At 39.9% G+C, this 17,257-nt stretch carries 18 protein-coding genes; 10 read left to right on the top strand and 8 right to left on the bottom strand.

The genetic code is table 11. From position 1 onward, the window contains the following. The first annotated feature begins 7 nt into the window (after nt 1–7). The gene (locus tag J2S78_RS06310; RefSeq protein ID WP_306897140.1) at nt 8–577 is read left to right on the top strand and encodes an NADPH-dependent FMN reductase; all 570 of its coding nucleotides are present in this window, start codon (nt 8–10) and stop codon (nt 575–577) included. Between the two features lie 170 nt (nt 578–747). On the opposite strand, the gene mbcS is transcribed toward J2S78_RS06310, so the two are convergent. Continuing rightward, nucleotides 748–2,337 (bottom strand): acyl-CoA synthetase MbcS, encoded by a 1,590-nt coding sequence (gene mbcS, locus J2S78_RS06315; RefSeq protein ID WP_306897142.1) that lies wholly within the window; start codon nt 2,335–2,337, stop codon nt 748–750. A 160-nt stretch (nt 2,338–2,497) separates the two neighbouring features. Between mbcS and J2S78_RS06320 the strand changes: the two genes are divergently transcribed. Together J2S78_RS06320 and J2S78_RS06325 are read left to right on the top strand one after the other, a co-directional pair. Further along, nucleotides 2,498–4,129, top strand: coding sequence for an acetolactate synthase large subunit (locus J2S78_RS06320; RefSeq protein WP_306897144.1), 1,632 nt, complete (start codon nt 2,498–2,500; stop codon nt 4,127–4,129). Between the two features lie 15 nt (nt 4,130–4,144). Further along, entirely contained in the window at nt 4,145–5,578 is a 1,434-nt protein-coding gene (locus J2S78_RS06325; protein ID WP_306897146.1) for an aldehyde dehydrogenase family protein, read from the top strand. A gap of 81 nt (nt 5,579–5,659) precedes the next feature. Here the strand turns inward: J2S78_RS06325 and J2S78_RS06330 are convergent, their stop codons facing one another. The 6 genes from J2S78_RS06330 to J2S78_RS06355 form a co-directional block, all read right to left on the bottom strand. Continuing rightward, nucleotides 5,660–6,964, bottom strand: a complete 1,305-nt coding sequence (locus J2S78_RS06330) for a Glu/Leu/Phe/Val family dehydrogenase (RefSeq protein WP_306897148.1) — start codon at nt 6,962–6,964, stop codon at nt 5,660–5,662. Nucleotides 6,965–7,092: 128 nt separating this feature from the next. After that, complete coding sequence (locus J2S78_RS06335) at nt 7,093–7,368, bottom strand: spore coat protein (protein WP_306897149.1); 276 nt, start codon at nt 7,366–7,368, stop codon at nt 7,093–7,095. Nucleotides 7,369–7,380: 12 nt separating this feature from the next. Next, complete coding sequence (locus J2S78_RS06340; RefSeq protein ID WP_306897151.1) at nt 7,381–7,578, bottom strand: spore coat protein; 198 nt, start codon at nt 7,576–7,578, stop codon at nt 7,381–7,383. 32 nt (nt 7,579–7,610) lie between these two features. Beyond that, nucleotides 7,611–8,456, bottom strand: coding sequence for a manganese catalase (locus J2S78_RS06345; RefSeq protein ID WP_306897152.1), 846 nt, complete (start codon nt 8,454–8,456; stop codon nt 7,611–7,613). Between the two features lie 14 nt (nt 8,457–8,470). Next, complete coding sequence (locus J2S78_RS06350) at nt 8,471–8,836, bottom strand: DUF2512 family protein (protein ID WP_306897153.1); 366 nt, start codon at nt 8,834–8,836, stop codon at nt 8,471–8,473. A gap of 125 nt (nt 8,837–8,961) precedes the next feature. Continuing rightward, the gene (locus tag J2S78_RS06355; RefSeq protein ID WP_125559777.1) at nt 8,962–9,795 is read right to left on the bottom strand and encodes a manganese catalase; all 834 of its coding nucleotides are present in this window, start codon (nt 9,793–9,795) and stop codon (nt 8,962–8,964) included. Between the two features lie 202 nt (nt 9,796–9,997). Here J2S78_RS06355 and J2S78_RS06360 point away from each other — a divergent pair, with 202 nt between their 5' ends. Then, complete coding sequence (locus J2S78_RS06360; RefSeq protein ID WP_125559779.1) at nt 9,998–10,108, top strand: YjcZ family sporulation protein; 111 nt, start codon at nt 9,998–10,000, stop codon at nt 10,106–10,108. Between the two features lie 116 nt (nt 10,109–10,224). Continuing rightward, on the top strand, nt 10,225–10,968 hold the full coding sequence (gene sdhB / locus J2S78_RS06365) for a succinate dehydrogenase iron-sulfur subunit (RefSeq protein WP_306898734.1): 744 nt from the start codon (nt 10,225–10,227) through the stop codon (nt 10,966–10,968). Between the two features lie 9 nt (nt 10,969–10,977). Here sdhB and J2S78_RS06370 read toward each other — a convergent pair whose 3' ends face one another. Then, nucleotides 10,978–12,210 carry a DNA polymerase IV gene (locus J2S78_RS06370; protein WP_306897155.1) on the bottom strand — a complete coding sequence of 411 codons (1,233 nt, stop codon included), beginning with the start codon at nt 12,208–12,210 and terminating at the stop codon, nt 10,978–10,980. Between the two features lie 504 nt (nt 12,211–12,714). On the opposite strand from J2S78_RS06370, the gene J2S78_RS06375 reads away from it, so the two are divergent. The 5 genes from J2S78_RS06375 to J2S78_RS06395 are packed head-to-tail and all read left to right on the top strand — an operon-like array spanning nt 12,715 to nt 17,246. Further along, the gene (locus J2S78_RS06375) at nt 12,715–13,053 is read left to right on the top strand and encodes a DUF192 domain-containing protein (protein ID WP_306897157.1); all 339 of its coding nucleotides are present in this window, start codon (nt 12,715–12,717) and stop codon (nt 13,051–13,053) included. A 13-nt stretch (nt 13,054–13,066) separates the two neighbouring features. After that, nucleotides 13,067–13,831: a hypothetical protein gene (locus tag J2S78_RS06380; RefSeq protein ID WP_306897158.1), complete on the top strand. Its 765-nt coding sequence runs from the start codon at nt 13,067–13,069 to the stop codon at nt 13,829–13,831. A 36-nt stretch (nt 13,832–13,867) separates the two neighbouring features. Continuing rightward, entirely contained in the window at nt 13,868–14,596 is a 729-nt protein-coding gene (cpaB, locus tag J2S78_RS06385; protein ID WP_306897159.1) for a Flp pilus assembly protein CpaB, read from the top strand. Between the two features lie 23 nt (nt 14,597–14,619). Further along, a complete protein-coding gene (locus J2S78_RS06390; RefSeq protein WP_306897160.1) occupies nt 14,620–15,873 on the top strand; it encodes a CpaE/TadZ family protein in 1,254 nt (417 codons plus the stop codon). Continuing rightward, a complete protein-coding gene (locus tag J2S78_RS06395; RefSeq protein ID WP_306897161.1) occupies nt 15,873–17,246 on the top strand; it encodes a TadA family conjugal transfer-associated ATPase in 1,374 nt (457 codons plus the stop codon). The genes J2S78_RS06390 and J2S78_RS06395 overlap by 1 nt, the downstream gene beginning before the upstream one ends. The last annotated feature ends 11 nt before the right edge of the window (nt 17,247–17,257 follow it).

Consider the following 17,257-nt stretch of genomic DNA (forward strand, 5'->3'; position numbering starts at 1 on the left):
AGGTAGGATGTCAAATCGAAAACGGAAAGTAGTAGGAATATCGGGAAGTTTACGTAAAGATTCTTATAACCGCGTCCTATTGAGAGCAATGGCACAAGAACAGCGTGAGGATATGGATGTATCTATTTTTAATTTAAAACACATACCCCTTTTTAATGCGGATATCGAGGTGAACGGGGACCCTGAAGCAGTGGAAGATTTTAAAGAGGCGATTCGGGAAGCGGACGGACTTTTGATTGTGACACCGGAGTACAGCCACGGTATGCCTGGTGTTTTAAAAAATGCATTGGATTGGGCTTCGAGTATGACAAATGAAAATGTGATGGATGGAAAGCCTGCATTTGTTTTAGGGGCTTCGCCAGCTAAATTGGGTGCTGCTTTTTCTCAAGCTCAAGTGAAACAGTCTCTTGCTGCAGCAGGAGCACTTGTTCTGCAACAGCCAGAACTTTATATTGGTCAGGTGAATAAAAAAGTCGACGATGCGGGAACGTTGACTGATGAAGATACAAAATCAGCTCTTCAACAATCTTTAGATGATTTTTCCAGCTGGATAGAAACGATGTCATCACGTCCATAATTGGAAATTGTTTCTTACTTTAAAAGATAGGAAGCATTTATTTGAAGTCTTGCATGTTAGTGCAAGTACCTAGCTGTTCGGGGATTCAGGGCGCTGTACTTTTCTTGAAAAGGTGTATATAAAAAGCAACCCTGCACTGTTATTCAGTGACATGGGTTGCTTTTGCTGTATTAGTCAAGGCGGTCCGGGTCGTTTTGACGAAGATCAATTCTTCTAATTTTGCCCGTATTCGTTTTTGGAAGTTCTTCGATGAATTGGATACGGCGTGGATATTTATAAGGCGCTGTTAAAGCTTTCGTATGATCCTGCAATTCTTTTTTTAGAGATTCTTCCTCATTTCGAACTGGTTTTTCTTTTAAAACAACAAAAGCTTTGACGACATTGCCGCGTATTTCATCAGGACTAGCCACAACGGCACATTCTTTTACGGCTTCATGATGATTTAAAGCATCTTCCACTTCGAATGGACCAATCGTATAACCAGAACTTACGATGATGTCATCGCTGCGACCTTCAAACCAAAAATATCCGTCTTTATCTTTAGATGCTCGGTCTCCTGTTAAATACCAATCCCCACGGAACGTTGCCGACGTGCGCTCTGGCTCTTTATAATATTCTTTAAAAAGGGCAGGGCAGTCTTTATGGACCGCGATATCACCAGCTTCTCCAATATCGACTGGATTTGCGTCTTCATCAATAATTTCTACAATATTTCCAGGTGTTGGTTTTCCCATAGAACCTGGTTTAATCTCCATTCCAGTTAAAGTGCCGACAAGCAGTGTATTTTCTGTTTGTCCGTATCCGTCTCGTACGTCTGCATTAAACGCTTCTTTAAACGTCTCAATAACTTGACGGTTTAAAGGTTCTCCGGCTGAAACGGTGCTACGGAGTGAACGTAAGTCGTAAGTGAAAAGATTTTCTACTTTTGACATCAGGCGGTACTCGGTTGGTGTGCAGCAAAGAGCATTTACATTCTCTTCATCTAATAACGTTAAATACGTATGTGGATCAAACTTTCCGTGATACACAAAAGCCGTTGCTCCAAGTGTAATAGTTGATAAAAGGGGACTCCAGATCCATTTTTGCCAACCCGGTGCAGCTGTAGCCCAAACGACATCCTTCTGACGGACGTCGAGCCATTCTTTAGCTGCTGTTCGTACGTGCGCATAAGCCCATCCATGCGTATGTACAACACCTTTTGGATGTCCGGTCGTTCCGGACGTGTAGGAAAGAAAAGCGATGTCGTCCCGGTGCGTTTTTTCACCTTGAAATATTTCTGACTGGCGATCCGCTATATCTTCAAATGCTTCCCAGTCATCTTTTTCCCCTCCGATAATAAATTTCTTTTCAAGAGTTGGAATCGACTCAGCTATACTGTCTGTTTCTGAAGTGGCCGTGTGGTATGCAACGATGCCTTTTGCTTCGGCATGGTGGATACGGTAGGTCAAGTCTTTGGCACGCAGCATTTCTGAGCATGGAACAGCGACAATTCCAGCCTTTAAGCAAGCAAGATGAATCATGTATGCTTCTGGCAGTCTTGGAAACACAAGCAATACCCGATCCCCTTTATTAATACCATTGGTTAAAAGGGCATTAGCGTACTGATTCGTCTTTTGGATAAGTTCAGCGTAAGTAACTTCCCGTCTTTCTCCTTTGTCACTCAACCAGCGGATGGCGATTCGATCGTCTTCATCAGCAAACGCCTCTAAATCGTTCGTAATATTATATATAGTTGGCGCGATTAAATCTTCTCGATTCAAGGTTGTCCCTCCATTCTTTGTTTATTGCTCTCCTATTATACTAAAAATTTCATAGAAGAAAATGAAATCCGCTTCGAATCCGTTAATTTTTTCGTCTATGTTTAAAAAAGATATTTATACAGAAAATAAATACAGAACTTAAAAAAAAGGGTGTTTCTAAATGAAAGTTGCGGAACTATTGATTAAATGTCTGGAACATGAAGGTGTAGAATATATGTTTGGTGTTCCGGGAGAAGAGAATATTGATATTATGGATGCACTGCTTGATTCAAGCATTGAATTCGTAGTAACAAGGCATGAAACAGGGGCAGCATTTATGGCTGGAACCTATGGAAGGCTCACTGGGAAACCAGCGGCTTGTTTGGCAACGCTTGGACCTGGTGCAACGAATTTATTAACTGGGGTGGCAAATTCTAATATGGACTTGAACCCACTAATTGCGATAACGGGACAAGCGGGGGTAAATCGCCAACATAAGATTTCTCATCAGTATTATGATATTGTTTCGATGTTTAAACCTGTAACGAAATGGAATACACAAATAAAAACAGCGGAAATTGTTCCGGAAGTGGTGCGTAAGGCAGCGCAGGTAGCCGTTCAGGATAAACCCGGCGCCACTCACATTGATCTTCCTGAAGATATTGCGAGTATGGAAGTGGAAAGCTCTCCACTTGATATTGCTCCTCCTTCCTTATCAGTAGCAAGTCACAGTATGATGCAAACCGCAGTTAACCGTATAAAAGCAGCAAAGCATCCATTGATTTTAGCTGGAAATGGTATCTCTAGAGGAAGAGCCTCGGAAAAGGTCAGGGACTTTGTTGATAAAACAAAAATTCCCGTTGTGCATTCGTTTATGGGAAAAGGAGCATTGTCCTGGAAACATGAGCTTAGCTTGCTGACGGCGGGATTGAGTGGAAACGATTATATAACTTGCGGGTTTAAACAGGCAGATTTGATTATTGCGATAGGGTTTGATATGGCAGAATATCCTCCAGAAAATTGGAATCCAGAAGGCCAAACTTCCGTCTTACACATTGATACTCAAGAAGCTGAAACGGATTCTCATTATCCAGTTGCAATACAACTAGTCGGAAATATTAACGGTAATCTAAAAAAGCTAACAGAATTTTTGCCTGATGCAACACGAGATAATGGGTGGGTAACAGATGTACGCAAGCAGGCGCTCGATGAGTTAGAACCTTTTCAACACGATAATAGTTTTCCAGTCAAACCACAAAAAATTATTTCCGATTTGCGTTCTGTGTTAAAGGAAGACGATATCGTTATATCAGATGTCGGGGCCCATAAAATGTGGATGGCACGCATGTATCATACGTACGAGCCGAACACGTGTCTTATCTCAAATGGACTCGCCTCGATGGGGATAGCTGTTCCTGGGGCAATTGGTGCGAAAATGGTTTATCCCGAACGTTCGGTGGTGGCCGTTTGTGGAGATGGAAGCTTTTTGATGACAGGTGCAGAACTCGAAACAGCGAAACGATTAAATCTGCCGATAATCATCTTATTATGGAGAGATGAAGGATATGGATTAATCGAATGGCACCAACGGCGAAATTTTAACCGGACGTCCTACATTTCATTTGGGAATCCTGATTTTGCAAATTTGGCAAAATCTTTCGGTTTTGAAGCTATTGAAATAGAGGGAGCAGACGAGTTGAAACCTTCCTTAGAAAAAGCAATAACGATGAATAAACCAGTCTTGATTGATTGTCCGGTGGACTATGGTGAAAATATGAAATTAACCGAAAAACTAGGAGATATTTTATGTTAAGAAAGGAGGAAAAAGATGAGAATTGGTTCTATTATCAATGGGAAAGAGCGAAATGAAAATGATCGTCATACCATGGAGGTAAAAAGCCCGTATAATCAAGAAACAATCATAGAACTGGCCCTTGCGAAAAAGGAAGATCTTGATGATGGTGTAAATAATAGCTACCATACGTTTCACTCCACGATGAAACGTATGGCCGCTCACGAACGTGGAGATATTTTACGAAAAACAGCCAATCGTATGGAAGAAAACATCGAAGAATTTGCAAAAACAATTATGGATGAATCAGGGAAGCCAATTAGATTCAGCCGTGAAGAAGTGAAACGTTCCATTCAGGTACTCCGATTTGCTTCAGAACTAGCCAAGCACATTACCGGAGAAATTATTCCAATGGATGCTGCTGTTGGAGGCGAAAATAAAATCGGTTTGGTAAAAAGAGAACCTTTAGGAGTTGTTGGCGCGATTACTCCATTCAATTTCCCATTAAATTTATCCCTCCACAAAATTGCGCCTGCAATAGCTGCCGGGAATACTGTTGTTTTCAAGCCTGCGGAAAAAACGCCATTATCTGCTTATAAGCTAGTGCAACTATTTCAAGAAGCCGGTCTTCCAGATGGAGCATTAAACCTTCTGATAGGAACGGGTGAAGAAACAGGAGAACCACTTGTTTCCCATGAAAATGTCCACAAAATCACATTTACCGGGAGTTTGCCGGTTGGTAGAAAAATTCGGGAATCGGCAGGGTTTAAAAAGGTAACCCTTGAATTAGGATCGAATTCTCCAAATATTTTGTTTGAAGATACGGATGTAGAGCAAACGGTGACAGCTTTAGTGAAAGGAGCCTTTGCATTTTCGGGTCAAGTTTGTATTTCTGCACAGCGTATTTATGTGCAACGTAATATATATGAAAGGTTTCTAGAAGAGTACGTGAAACAAACAGAAGATTTAAAGCTAGGAAATCCTGCCAAGGAAGAAACAGATATTGGTCCTATGATTAATGAGGAAGAAGCAGAACGTGCGAAGCTTTGGATTGATGATGCGGTTGAAAAAGGAGCGGTGATTCAGACTGGCGGTAAACAATACGGAACGATGCTAACACCAACCATTATGACCAATGTAGAATCCAACATGAAAATCATTGCCGAAGAAGTGTTTGCTCCGATAGCCTCTGTTATTCCTTTTGATACCGAAGAGGAAGTGATTGCTTCTGCCAACGACTCTATTTACGGCCTGCAAGCCGGTGTTTTTACAAAAGATATAGACAGAGCGATACGGGTAGCGAACCAATTAGAAATTGGCGGGGTTTGGATTAACGAGATTTCTACGTACCGCCAAGATAATCACCCTTATGGCGGCGTAAAACAAAGCGGAATCGGCAAAGAAGGAGTAAAGTATGCCCTTGAAGATATGACGGAGATAAAATTTATAGGTGTAAAGTTAAAACAGTGATCATGCTAATAAAGTCCAAACAAAAATCCTGATGTAATAATCAGGATTTTTAACGTTCTAGAATATAAATGTTTTTGTATATCAAGAAGTTAAATCGGAATCTTTAATTCGACCTCTCGCCTCAAATGCTTTGACAATGTGTTTTATACCGACGGAATAAGCTGCTTTACGCATACGTATCTGTTTTTGTTCTCTTAATTCGAATACATTGCGAAAACCTTCCACCATCCGTTCTTCCAGCTTTTGATTGACTTCTTCTTCTTTCCAATAGAAGTTCATCGCATTTTGAACCCATTCGAAATAAGAGACCGTAACACCACCCGCATTACATAAAATATCTGGAATAACGAATACATCTTTTTCTTCTAAAATTTTATCTCCTTCAGGAGTAGTAGGCCCGTTTGCAGCTTCGGCGACAATTTTTGCTTGAATGGCGGGGGCTGTGTTTTTAGTAATTTGGTTTTCGACTGCGGCTGGAATAAAAATATCAACAGGTAAGCCGAATAACTCTTCATTGTTAAGAGTTTCAGCTTCTGTGTATTCGCTAAGTGTCCCTCCTTCTCGAACGAAGGCTAACAATTCAGGTATTTGGAACCCATCTTCTCTATAAATGCCTCCCGACGCATCTGTAATTCCTACTATTTTTACACCTAATTCATATAAAAACTTTGCGGTCATACTCCCGACATTCCCAAATCCTTGTAAGGCAGCAGTAGCTTTGCTTAAATCCATTCCTAGAACTTTAGCTGCTTCACGGATAGTGAAAACGACTCCGCGGCCTGTGGCAGAAAGTCTTCCTTCTGAACCACCTATAATAATCGGTTTTCCTGTGAGCATGCCGGGAATATTATAACCTCTTAACTTGTCGTATTCGTCAATCATCCAGCCCATTACCTCCGGGTTTGTATTCACATCCGGCGCCGGGATATCTTTTTGTGGACCGATGATAGGCGTAATCATTTGAATATAGGCGCGGCTTAATGTTTCCAACTCCCGCTCTGACAAATCTTCGGGATCAACGATGACACCGCCTTTACCACCACCGAGAGGGAGATCTAGGATAGCAGATTTTAAAGACATCCAAATAGATAAAGCTTTTACCTCATCCACGTTCACTTCTGGATGAAAGCGGATGCCACCTTTGGTTGGACCGAGAATATCAAGATGCTGGGAACGAAATCCTGTAAAATGACGAATATCTCCGTTGTCCATGCGTATAGGAATAGATACTTCAAGTACTCTCATTGGCTTTTTTAAAAGGTGATAAATATTTTCATCCATATTCAGTGCGGTAATAGAATCTTTTAACAAGTCTTTTACGGTTTCATAGGGGTTTTTATGTTGAGTTGTAATATCCGCTTCTGCTTTGTCTTGTTTTGGTTTCATATGAATCCTCCACTCCGTTTTTATTTCATAACATTCCTTTTCTGGAATATGTATGACTAAAGGTAAAAGAGTAAACATGTAAAAGAAACCTGAAAAGGTGGGAAACATTCACCTTTTCAGGAAAAGTTTTATTGGTTTTGCTGCTGCATGGTTTGCTGTACAGCTTGTTGATCGACTTGAACCTGTTCATTTAAGTTGTAAGGATGATAATATCCTTTATTTATCATGTAATCAGTGACTTGTTCATGGAAGTGGACAGACTGTTGCAGCTGTTGAGATAACGCTTGTCTGACGTTTGGAGATGCAGCTTCGGTAATAGCGTAGGCACAATTTCTTACGCCCGATTTAGCAGATAGCAATAAATCTGTAGCGGCTGCTTGGTCATTAAAATTTTGTATTTGCACAAAAACACCTCCTTATTGTTGTTGAAGCAATTGTTGAAGCTGGGATACATTTTCGGTAGAAGCTTGGATATCTTGTTGTAATAATTGCTGTAATGCCGGATCTTGAACTTGATTTTGCATCATTTGTGCTTTCGATAAACAATTTGTTTTAAATACGAGCATTTCATGCAATTCTGCTTTTTCATGAATACCTAATCCTTGTTGGTGCATATGATTCACCTCCGCGGTTATTTTGACCTTCTTTATTTATTTTCATTCGTTATATTTTCAGCAAATAAAGGAGTGTCATGGATATAATGGGGAGCTGGATTTAAAGAAGGAACTTGTCCCATTGGTTCTGGGTTGGCATCATATTCAAAGGTTCCTTGATTATCCATGCTTTTTCCACTTGCCCAACGGCCGTTCTGACTCTTGGTTCCTTCCGAACAATTCATGAATGAATAGGCAACCTCCTGTTTCTCTTTTTCTTTTGGAAACGTGGAAGGTACGACTGGTGATTGCTGTTGTTCCAATTCTTCTATTGCGGCCATCCACTGATTTTGGTGCATGGTGTCTCTTGCAATGAGAAAGGACAGCATATCTCGAACGCCGTGGTCCGTTGTGGACTCGTACAATCGGACGACCTGCAGTCTGCCTTGTGATTCAGCATTAAGATTCGCTCGAAAGTCAGCGAGTAAATTTCCACTTGCAATGGTATATCTAGAGTTCCAAGGATATCCAGCACTATCAGTTGGCTGCGCTCCTAATCCTGAAACAATGATGTGTTGTGGATTCATTCCTCCCATAACAGCACCCAAAATCGGGTCTTGAGAGGCCTCTTCTTGAGTTTCTACCGGTGCAGAATCAAGTAATTGGGCTATCATGGTAGCGAGCATTTCAACATGAGCAATTTCCTCGGTCCCTATATCAAGCAGCATATCTCTGTACTTTTCATTGCCGCGGCAATTCCACCCTTGAAAAAGATATTGCATCGCGACTGTAATTTCTCCGAATTGCCCGCCCAATACTTCTTGCAATTTCTTGGCATAAACAGGATCGGGTTTATCCGGTTTAGCGTTGTATTGAAGTTCTTTTTTGTGATAGAACATAATAACTATCTCCTTTACGAATAAACTTTTGGATTTTTTGTAATGAGAGCGTTAATAAGATGTTTATGAAAAAACCATTCTCCGGCCCCAATTAAAATTCCTGACAAAAACGCTATAAAGAAAGGTACCGGTTGATTTAAAACAAACGGTCCAACAAGCCAGATAACCATTGTGCTTAACCCGATATCAGCTATTGTAGAAACGGTGTTGTTCGTTGCTTTTAATATCAATAAATCTCCAATGAAGTAAGCGGCACCTACAACAATGAGCGTTAAACCAATCGTGTTCCAGACGGGATACCTCTCTGCCAGAGACAACATAATAAGAAGAATGAATAAAGTAAGCACAGTTTTTATTCCTAAAGCGATAACGTGATTCATAGAATTATTTTCCTCCCTCCTGTCAGTCAACCCTTCTCCGCCACCATTAGGATTTGTAGTTTAAAAAGAGTTATACGCTTAGTAAAAAAAAATAACATGGCTTCTTAACAGCCATGTTAGCAATATTATGCCCGGAGCATAGGTGGAGTGTTAAATAAATAGTAAGGGGCAGGGATTAAATAAGGACGTGGCCCATATGGAACAGGGTTTTCGACGTAACGGAAGTAATATCTGTGATCAGGGGCGAGTCCTTGAGCCCACGGACCGTGACTGCTTTCGTTACCTTGGGATGTGTTATAAAAGTCATACGCGACTTCTTCTTTTTGGAGATTTCTTGGGAAGGTTGTTGGTACGATAATGTCCCCTTCTTCTGATTCTAATTCTCTAATCGCAGCAATCCACTGATTTTGATGAGCATTGTCTCTTGCGATTAAAAATGACAATGTATCCCGCACACCTGGATCATCAGTAAGCTCATAGAGACGGGAAACTTGCAGACGACCTTGCGATTCTGCGTTTAAATTGGCCCGGAAATCAGCTAGCAAATTACCACTTGCAATGGTGTATCTAGCATTCCAGGGGTAGCCAACACTATCTGCAGGCAGGGCACCCAAACCCGAAACAATGGCGTGTTGAGGGTTCATTCCGCCCATGATTGCTGCTATTGCAGGATCACTATTTACTAATTGTTCTTGATCTTTTGCCGGAGCATTATCCAACAGCCTTGCAATTAAGGTTGCCAGCATCTCAACATGAGCGATTTCTTCGGTTCCAATATCAAACAGCAAGTCTCTGTATTTTGCATCTGCCCGGCAGTTGAATCCTTGAAATAGGTATTGCATCATGACAGTAATTTCTCCGTATTGCCCACCCAACACTTCTTGCAGTTTTTTGGCATAGACAGGATCAGGACAAGCAGGCTTGGCATTGTACTGTAAGTCTTTTACATGGTAAAACAATACATTTTACACCTCCATAAGGTTATTCAAATTAGCCTATGTCATTATAACCTGTCTCTTTCCAAAATATTTTCAGGAGTTAGTCAGCCTGAGAGAAGGTCTTTGTCTAGATTGATTAAAAAAATGTGCCGACCGCCCAAACCAATGAGACAAATAGACATAGGCTAGCACTGTAATTGCAAATGCAGAAAGGAGCGTTTATATGAGTGCAGGAGGTTATGAAGGCGGAGGCTTTGCGTTAATCGTCGTATTGTTCATTCTTCTTATTATTGTAGGGGCATCATGGTACGGCGATGGTTTTGGCGGCTACTAATATTAAGTGTGAGGATCTGTCCCCAATCGGACAGATCCTTTTTGAATATCAAACGAACCATCTGTGAACCCTATAGAAAAAGCTTTTCTCACTCGAGTGGGAAGGAGGTTACGTCAATCGAAGCGACGATTCAGCTTGATATACTAAGACAAGACAATCCTGAATCAAATTCATATGTAGAATCGTTTCTTATTGAACATCGGCCTAATATGAATGTAATTTCTGCTCTAATGGATATAAGACAGAATCCAGTAAATAAAGACGGAAACAAAACCAATCAAGTTACTTGGGATATGGGCTGTTTAGAAGAGGTGTGCGGAGCTTGTTCGATGATGATAAATGGCAAACCTGGACAAGCTTGTTCTACATTGATAGATAGGTTGGAACAACCCATTCAATTGCAGCCGATGAAAACATTTCCTGTCGTTCGTGACTTGATGGTAGACCGGTCAGACATGTTTGATTCGATGAAGCGGACAAAGAGTTGGATTCCAATAGATGGAACCTATGACCTTGGGGCAGGGCCGAGAATGCCTGAGCCAAAACGACAATCCGCTTATGAACTATCCAAGTGTATGACTTGCGGTGTTTGTTTGGAAGCTTGTCCCAATGTTAATGATGATTCTCCATTCATGGGTCCTTTTATTTTTTCACAGATAGAACTGAAAATTGCTCATCCAACGGGAGAAATGAATAAAGTGGAACGACTTGAGGAGATCATGGGCGTTGGTGGAATAGAACATTGTTCTAACTCCCAGAATTGTGTGGAATCTTGTCCTAAGGGGATTCCGTTAACTACATCCATCGCCCTTTTAAATCGTAAGACTACGTTACAGGCATTTAAAAACTTTTTTGGCTAGCGTGAAAGCTTATTTATAATGTCCACCGATTTTTTTGGCCCGTAATAATGCTTGGCCGGCATTTGTAAGAGACGAAGCGTGCAAGATAGCATCGTTGCCAAATCGTTCTTTTAAATCGTCGATCGTGTGATTTAGGACTTCTTTATCTTGAATTGGATGAAACAAAGAAAGTTGGCGGAATGTATCAGGAACAAGCTGATCAAGTGTAATACCGACACTGCGTATAGGATATCCATCCCAGTATTCTTCAAACAGCCGAAGGACGATGTGATAAATAACAGTACCGTCGTTCGTATAGTCTTCCAGTTTACGTTGACGGTGAAATCCGGTGGGGAAGTCAAAATCATGCCCTCCTGCACCGGTAGAAACCGTCATCCCCATATAACTGTTTGCTCGAGCGCGACGTGCTACCTCTTCGCTTAACTCTCTTAAGACAACCTTCACTTCCCTCCAGGTGCAATAGTCTCGTGTGAGTGTCATATGATGTCCAATTCCTTGGCGGCGAATGTGTGTATCTACAGTAACAGGAGAAGAATCTTCCCCGTAAGCAGTGCGCCAAAGCAGTTCTCCGTTAATTCCCCAACGCTTTTGCATTTGTTCGAGTGGAAAATTAGCAAGCTGTCCAATCGTGCGAATCCCCATGTTTTGTAAATGTTTTTTCATACGGCCTCCCACGCCGAATAAATCACCAATGGCACGAGGCCAAAGCTTTTCCTGAAGGTTGTTATAGGTCAGAGAAAAAATACCATCCGATGTCTTCTTGGCAAAATGATCGCAAGCCATTTTTGCAAGCACCTTAGTAGGACCAATACCAATACGAGCATTTACACCAAGCATACGTTTCATTTGGCGTTTCATAACATGAGCTGCAGCATAAGCATCCCCTTCATAACCATCAAGAACATATGTCATTTCAACAAAAATTTCGTCGACGCTGTAAGGTTCTACTTGATCACTGAAAGACTCGAGTACTGATGCAATTTCAACGGATGCATCTAAATACGCCTGCATCCGTGGTTGAATAACAACAAGGTCAGGGCATTTATTTTTTGCTTCCCATAGAGCTTCTGCTGTCTTTATCCCCCATTGTTTTGCAATCGGGCACGCTGCGAGAATTACTCCACTGCGGATTTTTGGATCTCCTGCCACAACGACAGGTTTATCATCCAAATTTATCTGATAGACTTTTTCAAAGCTTGCATAAAAAGACTGCATATCGATTAAAAACACGGTACGTTCCATATCATTCGCCCCACGATAAAAATAAGGTGTCCCTTTATTATATGGGAACTTATGTTCTTTTATCAACTAGAGACATTTTCCAAAATTTTATGTAGGGAGTCACATTACATAAGTCAAAATGAGTGTTTTTTTACAGAAAGTAAAATAGTTTATGAATGACTAAAGGACCATATAAAATACTTTTATTTTAAAATATTTTGTTTTGAAATTGTTGCTCACAAAGTAACCTCCAAAATTTATAAACAAGGATTTTTTAGTAAAAAGCAATTCATTCCCTGAAAAAAGAGTAATGATGATAACTGGTTATTTTTTCTTGAATAAAAAGTAGGAATAATAGATAAATCCTAGGAAAGTCATAAAATGTGGGAAAAAGGGGAACATTGACCCTTATTAAAACCTTGTGATATAAAACAGGTGGCCCATAATTTTCCTATATAAATAGTCATTTACATGTTTTATGAATAATCTTACAAGTAAATATTTTGAAAAGTGAAAGGAGGAAAAATGAAGATAAGAAAACACGATGGTGTGTATATCAGTGAAAAAATTGAATGGGGAAGGACGATTTGGACAAGGGCCAGGGGGCTAATTGGAAAAAATTTAGATAGTGACGCAGCTTTCATTCTTTCCCCATGTAATCAAATTCATACGTGGTTTATGAAAGAAGAAATAGATTGCGTGTTTTTAAATAAGAATAATGAGATTGTTTACATATTAAGCAGTTGCCCCCCATGGAGAGCCAGTAAGAAGATAAAAAATGCTACGTGTGTTGTCGAACTGCCCTCAGGGAAAGTTGAGGAAATGAATATCCAAATAGGCGAATCATTATTTATCGAATCATAAAAGGAGATAAAAAATGTATATTCAACCAGATAATGTACAACCGGCAACGGCCAAAACATTAATTAGTCAATCATTTAAGAAATCAAAAGAACTGTTCACGACATCTTTAATACTGACAATTCCTATATTTAGTATTATTTTCGCCCTGATGATTTATTTATATGATTTTCTTGCAGCTAATGAAATTAGCATCAGCACAATTCAGGACGAATCCCTCTCCGGTTTGTCTGTTTTTAATGGTTTACTCATTGTCTCTGTAGGAGCAGTTATTATGTTCCTATTACTAGTGAACAATGAAAGTGAAAGAAAGAATCAAGTTGTCTTTACGTTGAAAAAAACAGTTGTTTTACTGCCGACAGTCATTGCTGCGACTATCGTTTATACAACGTTTGTGTTAATAGGGTTCAGTTTGTTACTCATACCGGGACTATTATTATTAGCTTATTTAGGGTTTTATACTCAAGCTATTGTTTTTGAAAGAAAAGGTATTTTTCAATCGATTTTTAGAAGCAGAGATTTAGTGAAAGGGTCATTTTGGAAAATATTTTTACTGTTTGTTTCCGTTCATTTAGCTATTTCTATTATTCAAGTAACGGTTCTAACCTCTGCTTTGATGTTTGTAGATTATACGAACTATGTAGAAATCTTTTGTTTAACACTTATCAATGCAATTATCACCCCTTTTATAGGGACGCTTTTCAATTTGTTTTATCTGAATCTGCGTTCAGGGCAGGAAGCTTTTGACTATGAAACTTACGAACAAGAAAACCCTTATTAATTATCGTCATAAATACGGAGCGAGCGGAGGATACTGATGTTAGGAAAAATCAGCTTAAGACTTATACTAATTTTGGGGAGTGCTGCCGGAATCGCATTTCTAACGTATCAATATTTGCAATCCTTACAAGAAACCGAGACTCTCGTTGTAGCAGACACAACAATCGAGGAGCATTCGGTCATAGAAGAAGATATGATCTCAACGGTTGAAGTAGAAGCAAATGCAGCAAAAACATTAGTTCAGAATTCCATTGAAGATCCTGAAGTGGTCAAAGGAGCTATCGCAAAAACAGAAATCAGCTCGGGAGAACCATTAGAGTTGGATCCGGATTTACTAGTATATCCAGAAGATAGAGAAGAGTACTTAACGCAAGATGGATCAATAGATAGTTCTGAATTTATACCAGCAGAAAAACGTTTATTTACTGTTGCGTTAGAACCAGACGATGCAGTTAATAATACGTTACAGTCTGGTGATTTGGTAGATGTAATAGTAACACTAGATTCTGAGGAAACGGGGGAGCGCTTTTCCCGAATGCTTAGCCAAGCCATTAAAATACATGACGTAGAGACAGTAGACGGGAGCGGAGAGTCTTATGGTAAAGACGGTTTAATTCAACATATTACTCTTGTTGTCAGCCCGCAAGAAGCAATTGCTCTTTCAACTGCGAAAGAAGAAGGCGTTGTAACGCTGTCTTTAAATCCATCTGATGGCGGAGAAAAGGTTGAAGTAGAAAGAATTTATGAATCTTCACTAGAAAACTAATAGACAATGAAGGAGTTTATACAATGGACATCGATTTCATCCCCGGTAAAAGCCAGCAGCAACTCGTTAAAGTTGTGATTGCTGATGATGAAAAAGTCTATATGAATGACATAAGTTCTTATTACGAACAAAGTGAAGACGTCCTGCAAGTTGTTCAAATGGTGGAACGTTTTGATGATTTGAAATTATATATTCTTAATCATAGTGTGGATATCGTTATTGTAAATGAGAGCTTAATTCCAAATGAAATGGAGTGGGGACAGCTCCTTAAAGATGGGGATTTAGTTAAATTAGTTGTCATAACTGATAACTTGCAAATTATGAATGAAAAAGAATTAAAAGATGAACGAATTGATTTGCTTTATAAATATACACCGATTGGAACGTATACTTCCAAACTTTTGTCCTTTCCAGTGAAAGGAAAAGATAAAGATATTTTCACACAAGTGAATCCAGCTTCAAAAGAAGATACAACCCAAAAGTCCATTTTGTTTTACTCTCCAAAAGGAGGAGTAGGAACTACCACACTTACTGTGAATGTTGGAAGTCAATTAGCTATTAAAGGAAAAAAAGTATTGTTGGTAGATTTTGCAGTTTTTGGCCATATATCCGTAGCGTTTAGCCTTCCACAACGCTCAAAAGGGCTGTCAGACATTATTAGTTTTATTGAACAAGGGAGAGACAATGTTGATGAGTTAAAAGAAGTGATGAATGAAGCAGTTCAAACAGTATCCGTGCATGGAAAAGAAATCGATGTTTTAAGTGCCGGACCTCCTTTGAAAATGTCGTCTCTTACGTTGGAACAGACGGATTATATCATGAAAGCCATATACATGATGGAGTACGACCACATCATTTTTGATACATCCAGTGAGCTATCTGAGAAAAATATATCATTACTAAATGCAAGTACGGACTTAGTTTTTGTGATGACGACAGATGTATCGGCAAATTGGTCGCTCTTGTCTTCTGTAGACGTTATTAGAAGATTAAACAATCCTTTACAAAATAGATATTTGGTGATTAATGGTTATCATGAATCAATCGGGTTTCCGGTAAGAGAAGTGGAAGAGATGCTTTCGATGCAAGTATCTGCTATTGTCCCGTACAAGTATGACCAAGTACAAGGGTTTGCAAATAGAGGGACGATTATGGCAGAAAAGCCTTTTCTTAAATTAAATAAGCATTATCGAAGCATCGCTAACTTAATCGATCCCATTTTTTCTCAATCGGAAGTAGCAAAACGAAATGGCCTGAAAAAGGGAGTGCTTGCTTAATGGGAATTGAACAAGCTATTAAAAAAAAGCAATTGGAAAACGAAGGTACATCTGAAGAATGGGGACATGAATACGAAAATAGCATCGAGCAGCTAAAACAGGCTGTTCGAGAAGACGTTGTGAAAAAAGGAAACAAAGATCATAAGTTATTAACAGATGTCGACAAATTGAGAGTCGCCGTATGGAATGCCCTTGAAGATGGAGAAGGTGATCAGTTTCAAGAGTTGTTGTTAACCGCAGAAGATCGCAAGACGCTTACTGAGGAAATTATGCAGCAGCTTATTGGTTATGGAATAATAGATCCTCTTGTGCGGCGTGATGATATTACTGAAATAATGATTAATGGTACAGATAATATTTTCATAGAAAGATCCGGGAAAATTGAGTATGCCTATGATGAAGAAGGGCAACGGATGCAATTCAAATCAGAATCAGATCTTATGACTATTATTGAAAAAATTGTAGCCCCTATTAATCGTAAAATTGACGAGGCCAATCCCATTGTAGACGCTCGTTTGCCCGATGGTTCCAGGGTGAACGTAGTCATACGTCCTATATCACTTGGGGGGCCTATAGTAACAATTAGAAAGTTCCCGGAAAATCCATTTTCGATGGATGAACTTGTGGAATTTGGAGCACTCGATGCCTCGATTGCGGAATGGTTGAAAAAGTTAGTGCAAGCTCGCTACAACATAGTCATCTCAGGTGGGACAGGTTCCGGAAAGACTACATTCTTAAATGCGTTAAGTATGTATATTCCAGTTGGAGAAAGAATTATTACTGCGGAAGATTCAGCTGAGTTAAAACTATCACATATAGAAAATCTCGTTAACTTGGAAACAAGGCCGGCAAATGTTGAAGGAAAGGGAGAAATTTCTATGCGGGACCTTGTACGAACAGCTTTAAGAATGCGTCCGGACAGAATTGTAGTCGGAGAGGTTCGGGGGGGAGAAGCTCTTGATATGCTGCAAGCTATGAATACAGGACATGACGGGTCATTAACAACTGGGCACGCCAATTCGTCTGTTGATATGCTTTCTCGTTTAGAAACAATGGTATTAATGTCTGGTCTTGATCTTCCGGTTTCTGCTATTCGAAGACAAATAGCATCATCTGTCGAGATTGTTATACAGCTAGGAAGATTAAGAGACGGATCCCGTAAAGTAGTTCAAATCTCAGAAATACGAGAATTTGAAAACGGTGAGATAGATCACGTAGATTTGTATCGGTTTGAAACATCGGTCCAAGACAGTAGTAACGACGCTGTTCATGGACGTTTGAAACCAACTGGAGAAGGCATCGTTCAAAATGAAAAATGGCAAGCCGCTGGTTTTGGAGAATCTGCTTTAGAAGGCAATCAGCTACTTGTCTAGGAGAGATGCAT

This window comes from Salibacterium salarium (assembly GCF_030813635.1).
In the GTDB taxonomy this organism is placed as follows: domain Bacteria; phylum Bacillota; class Bacilli; order Bacillales; family Marinococcaceae; genus Salibacterium; species Salibacterium salarium.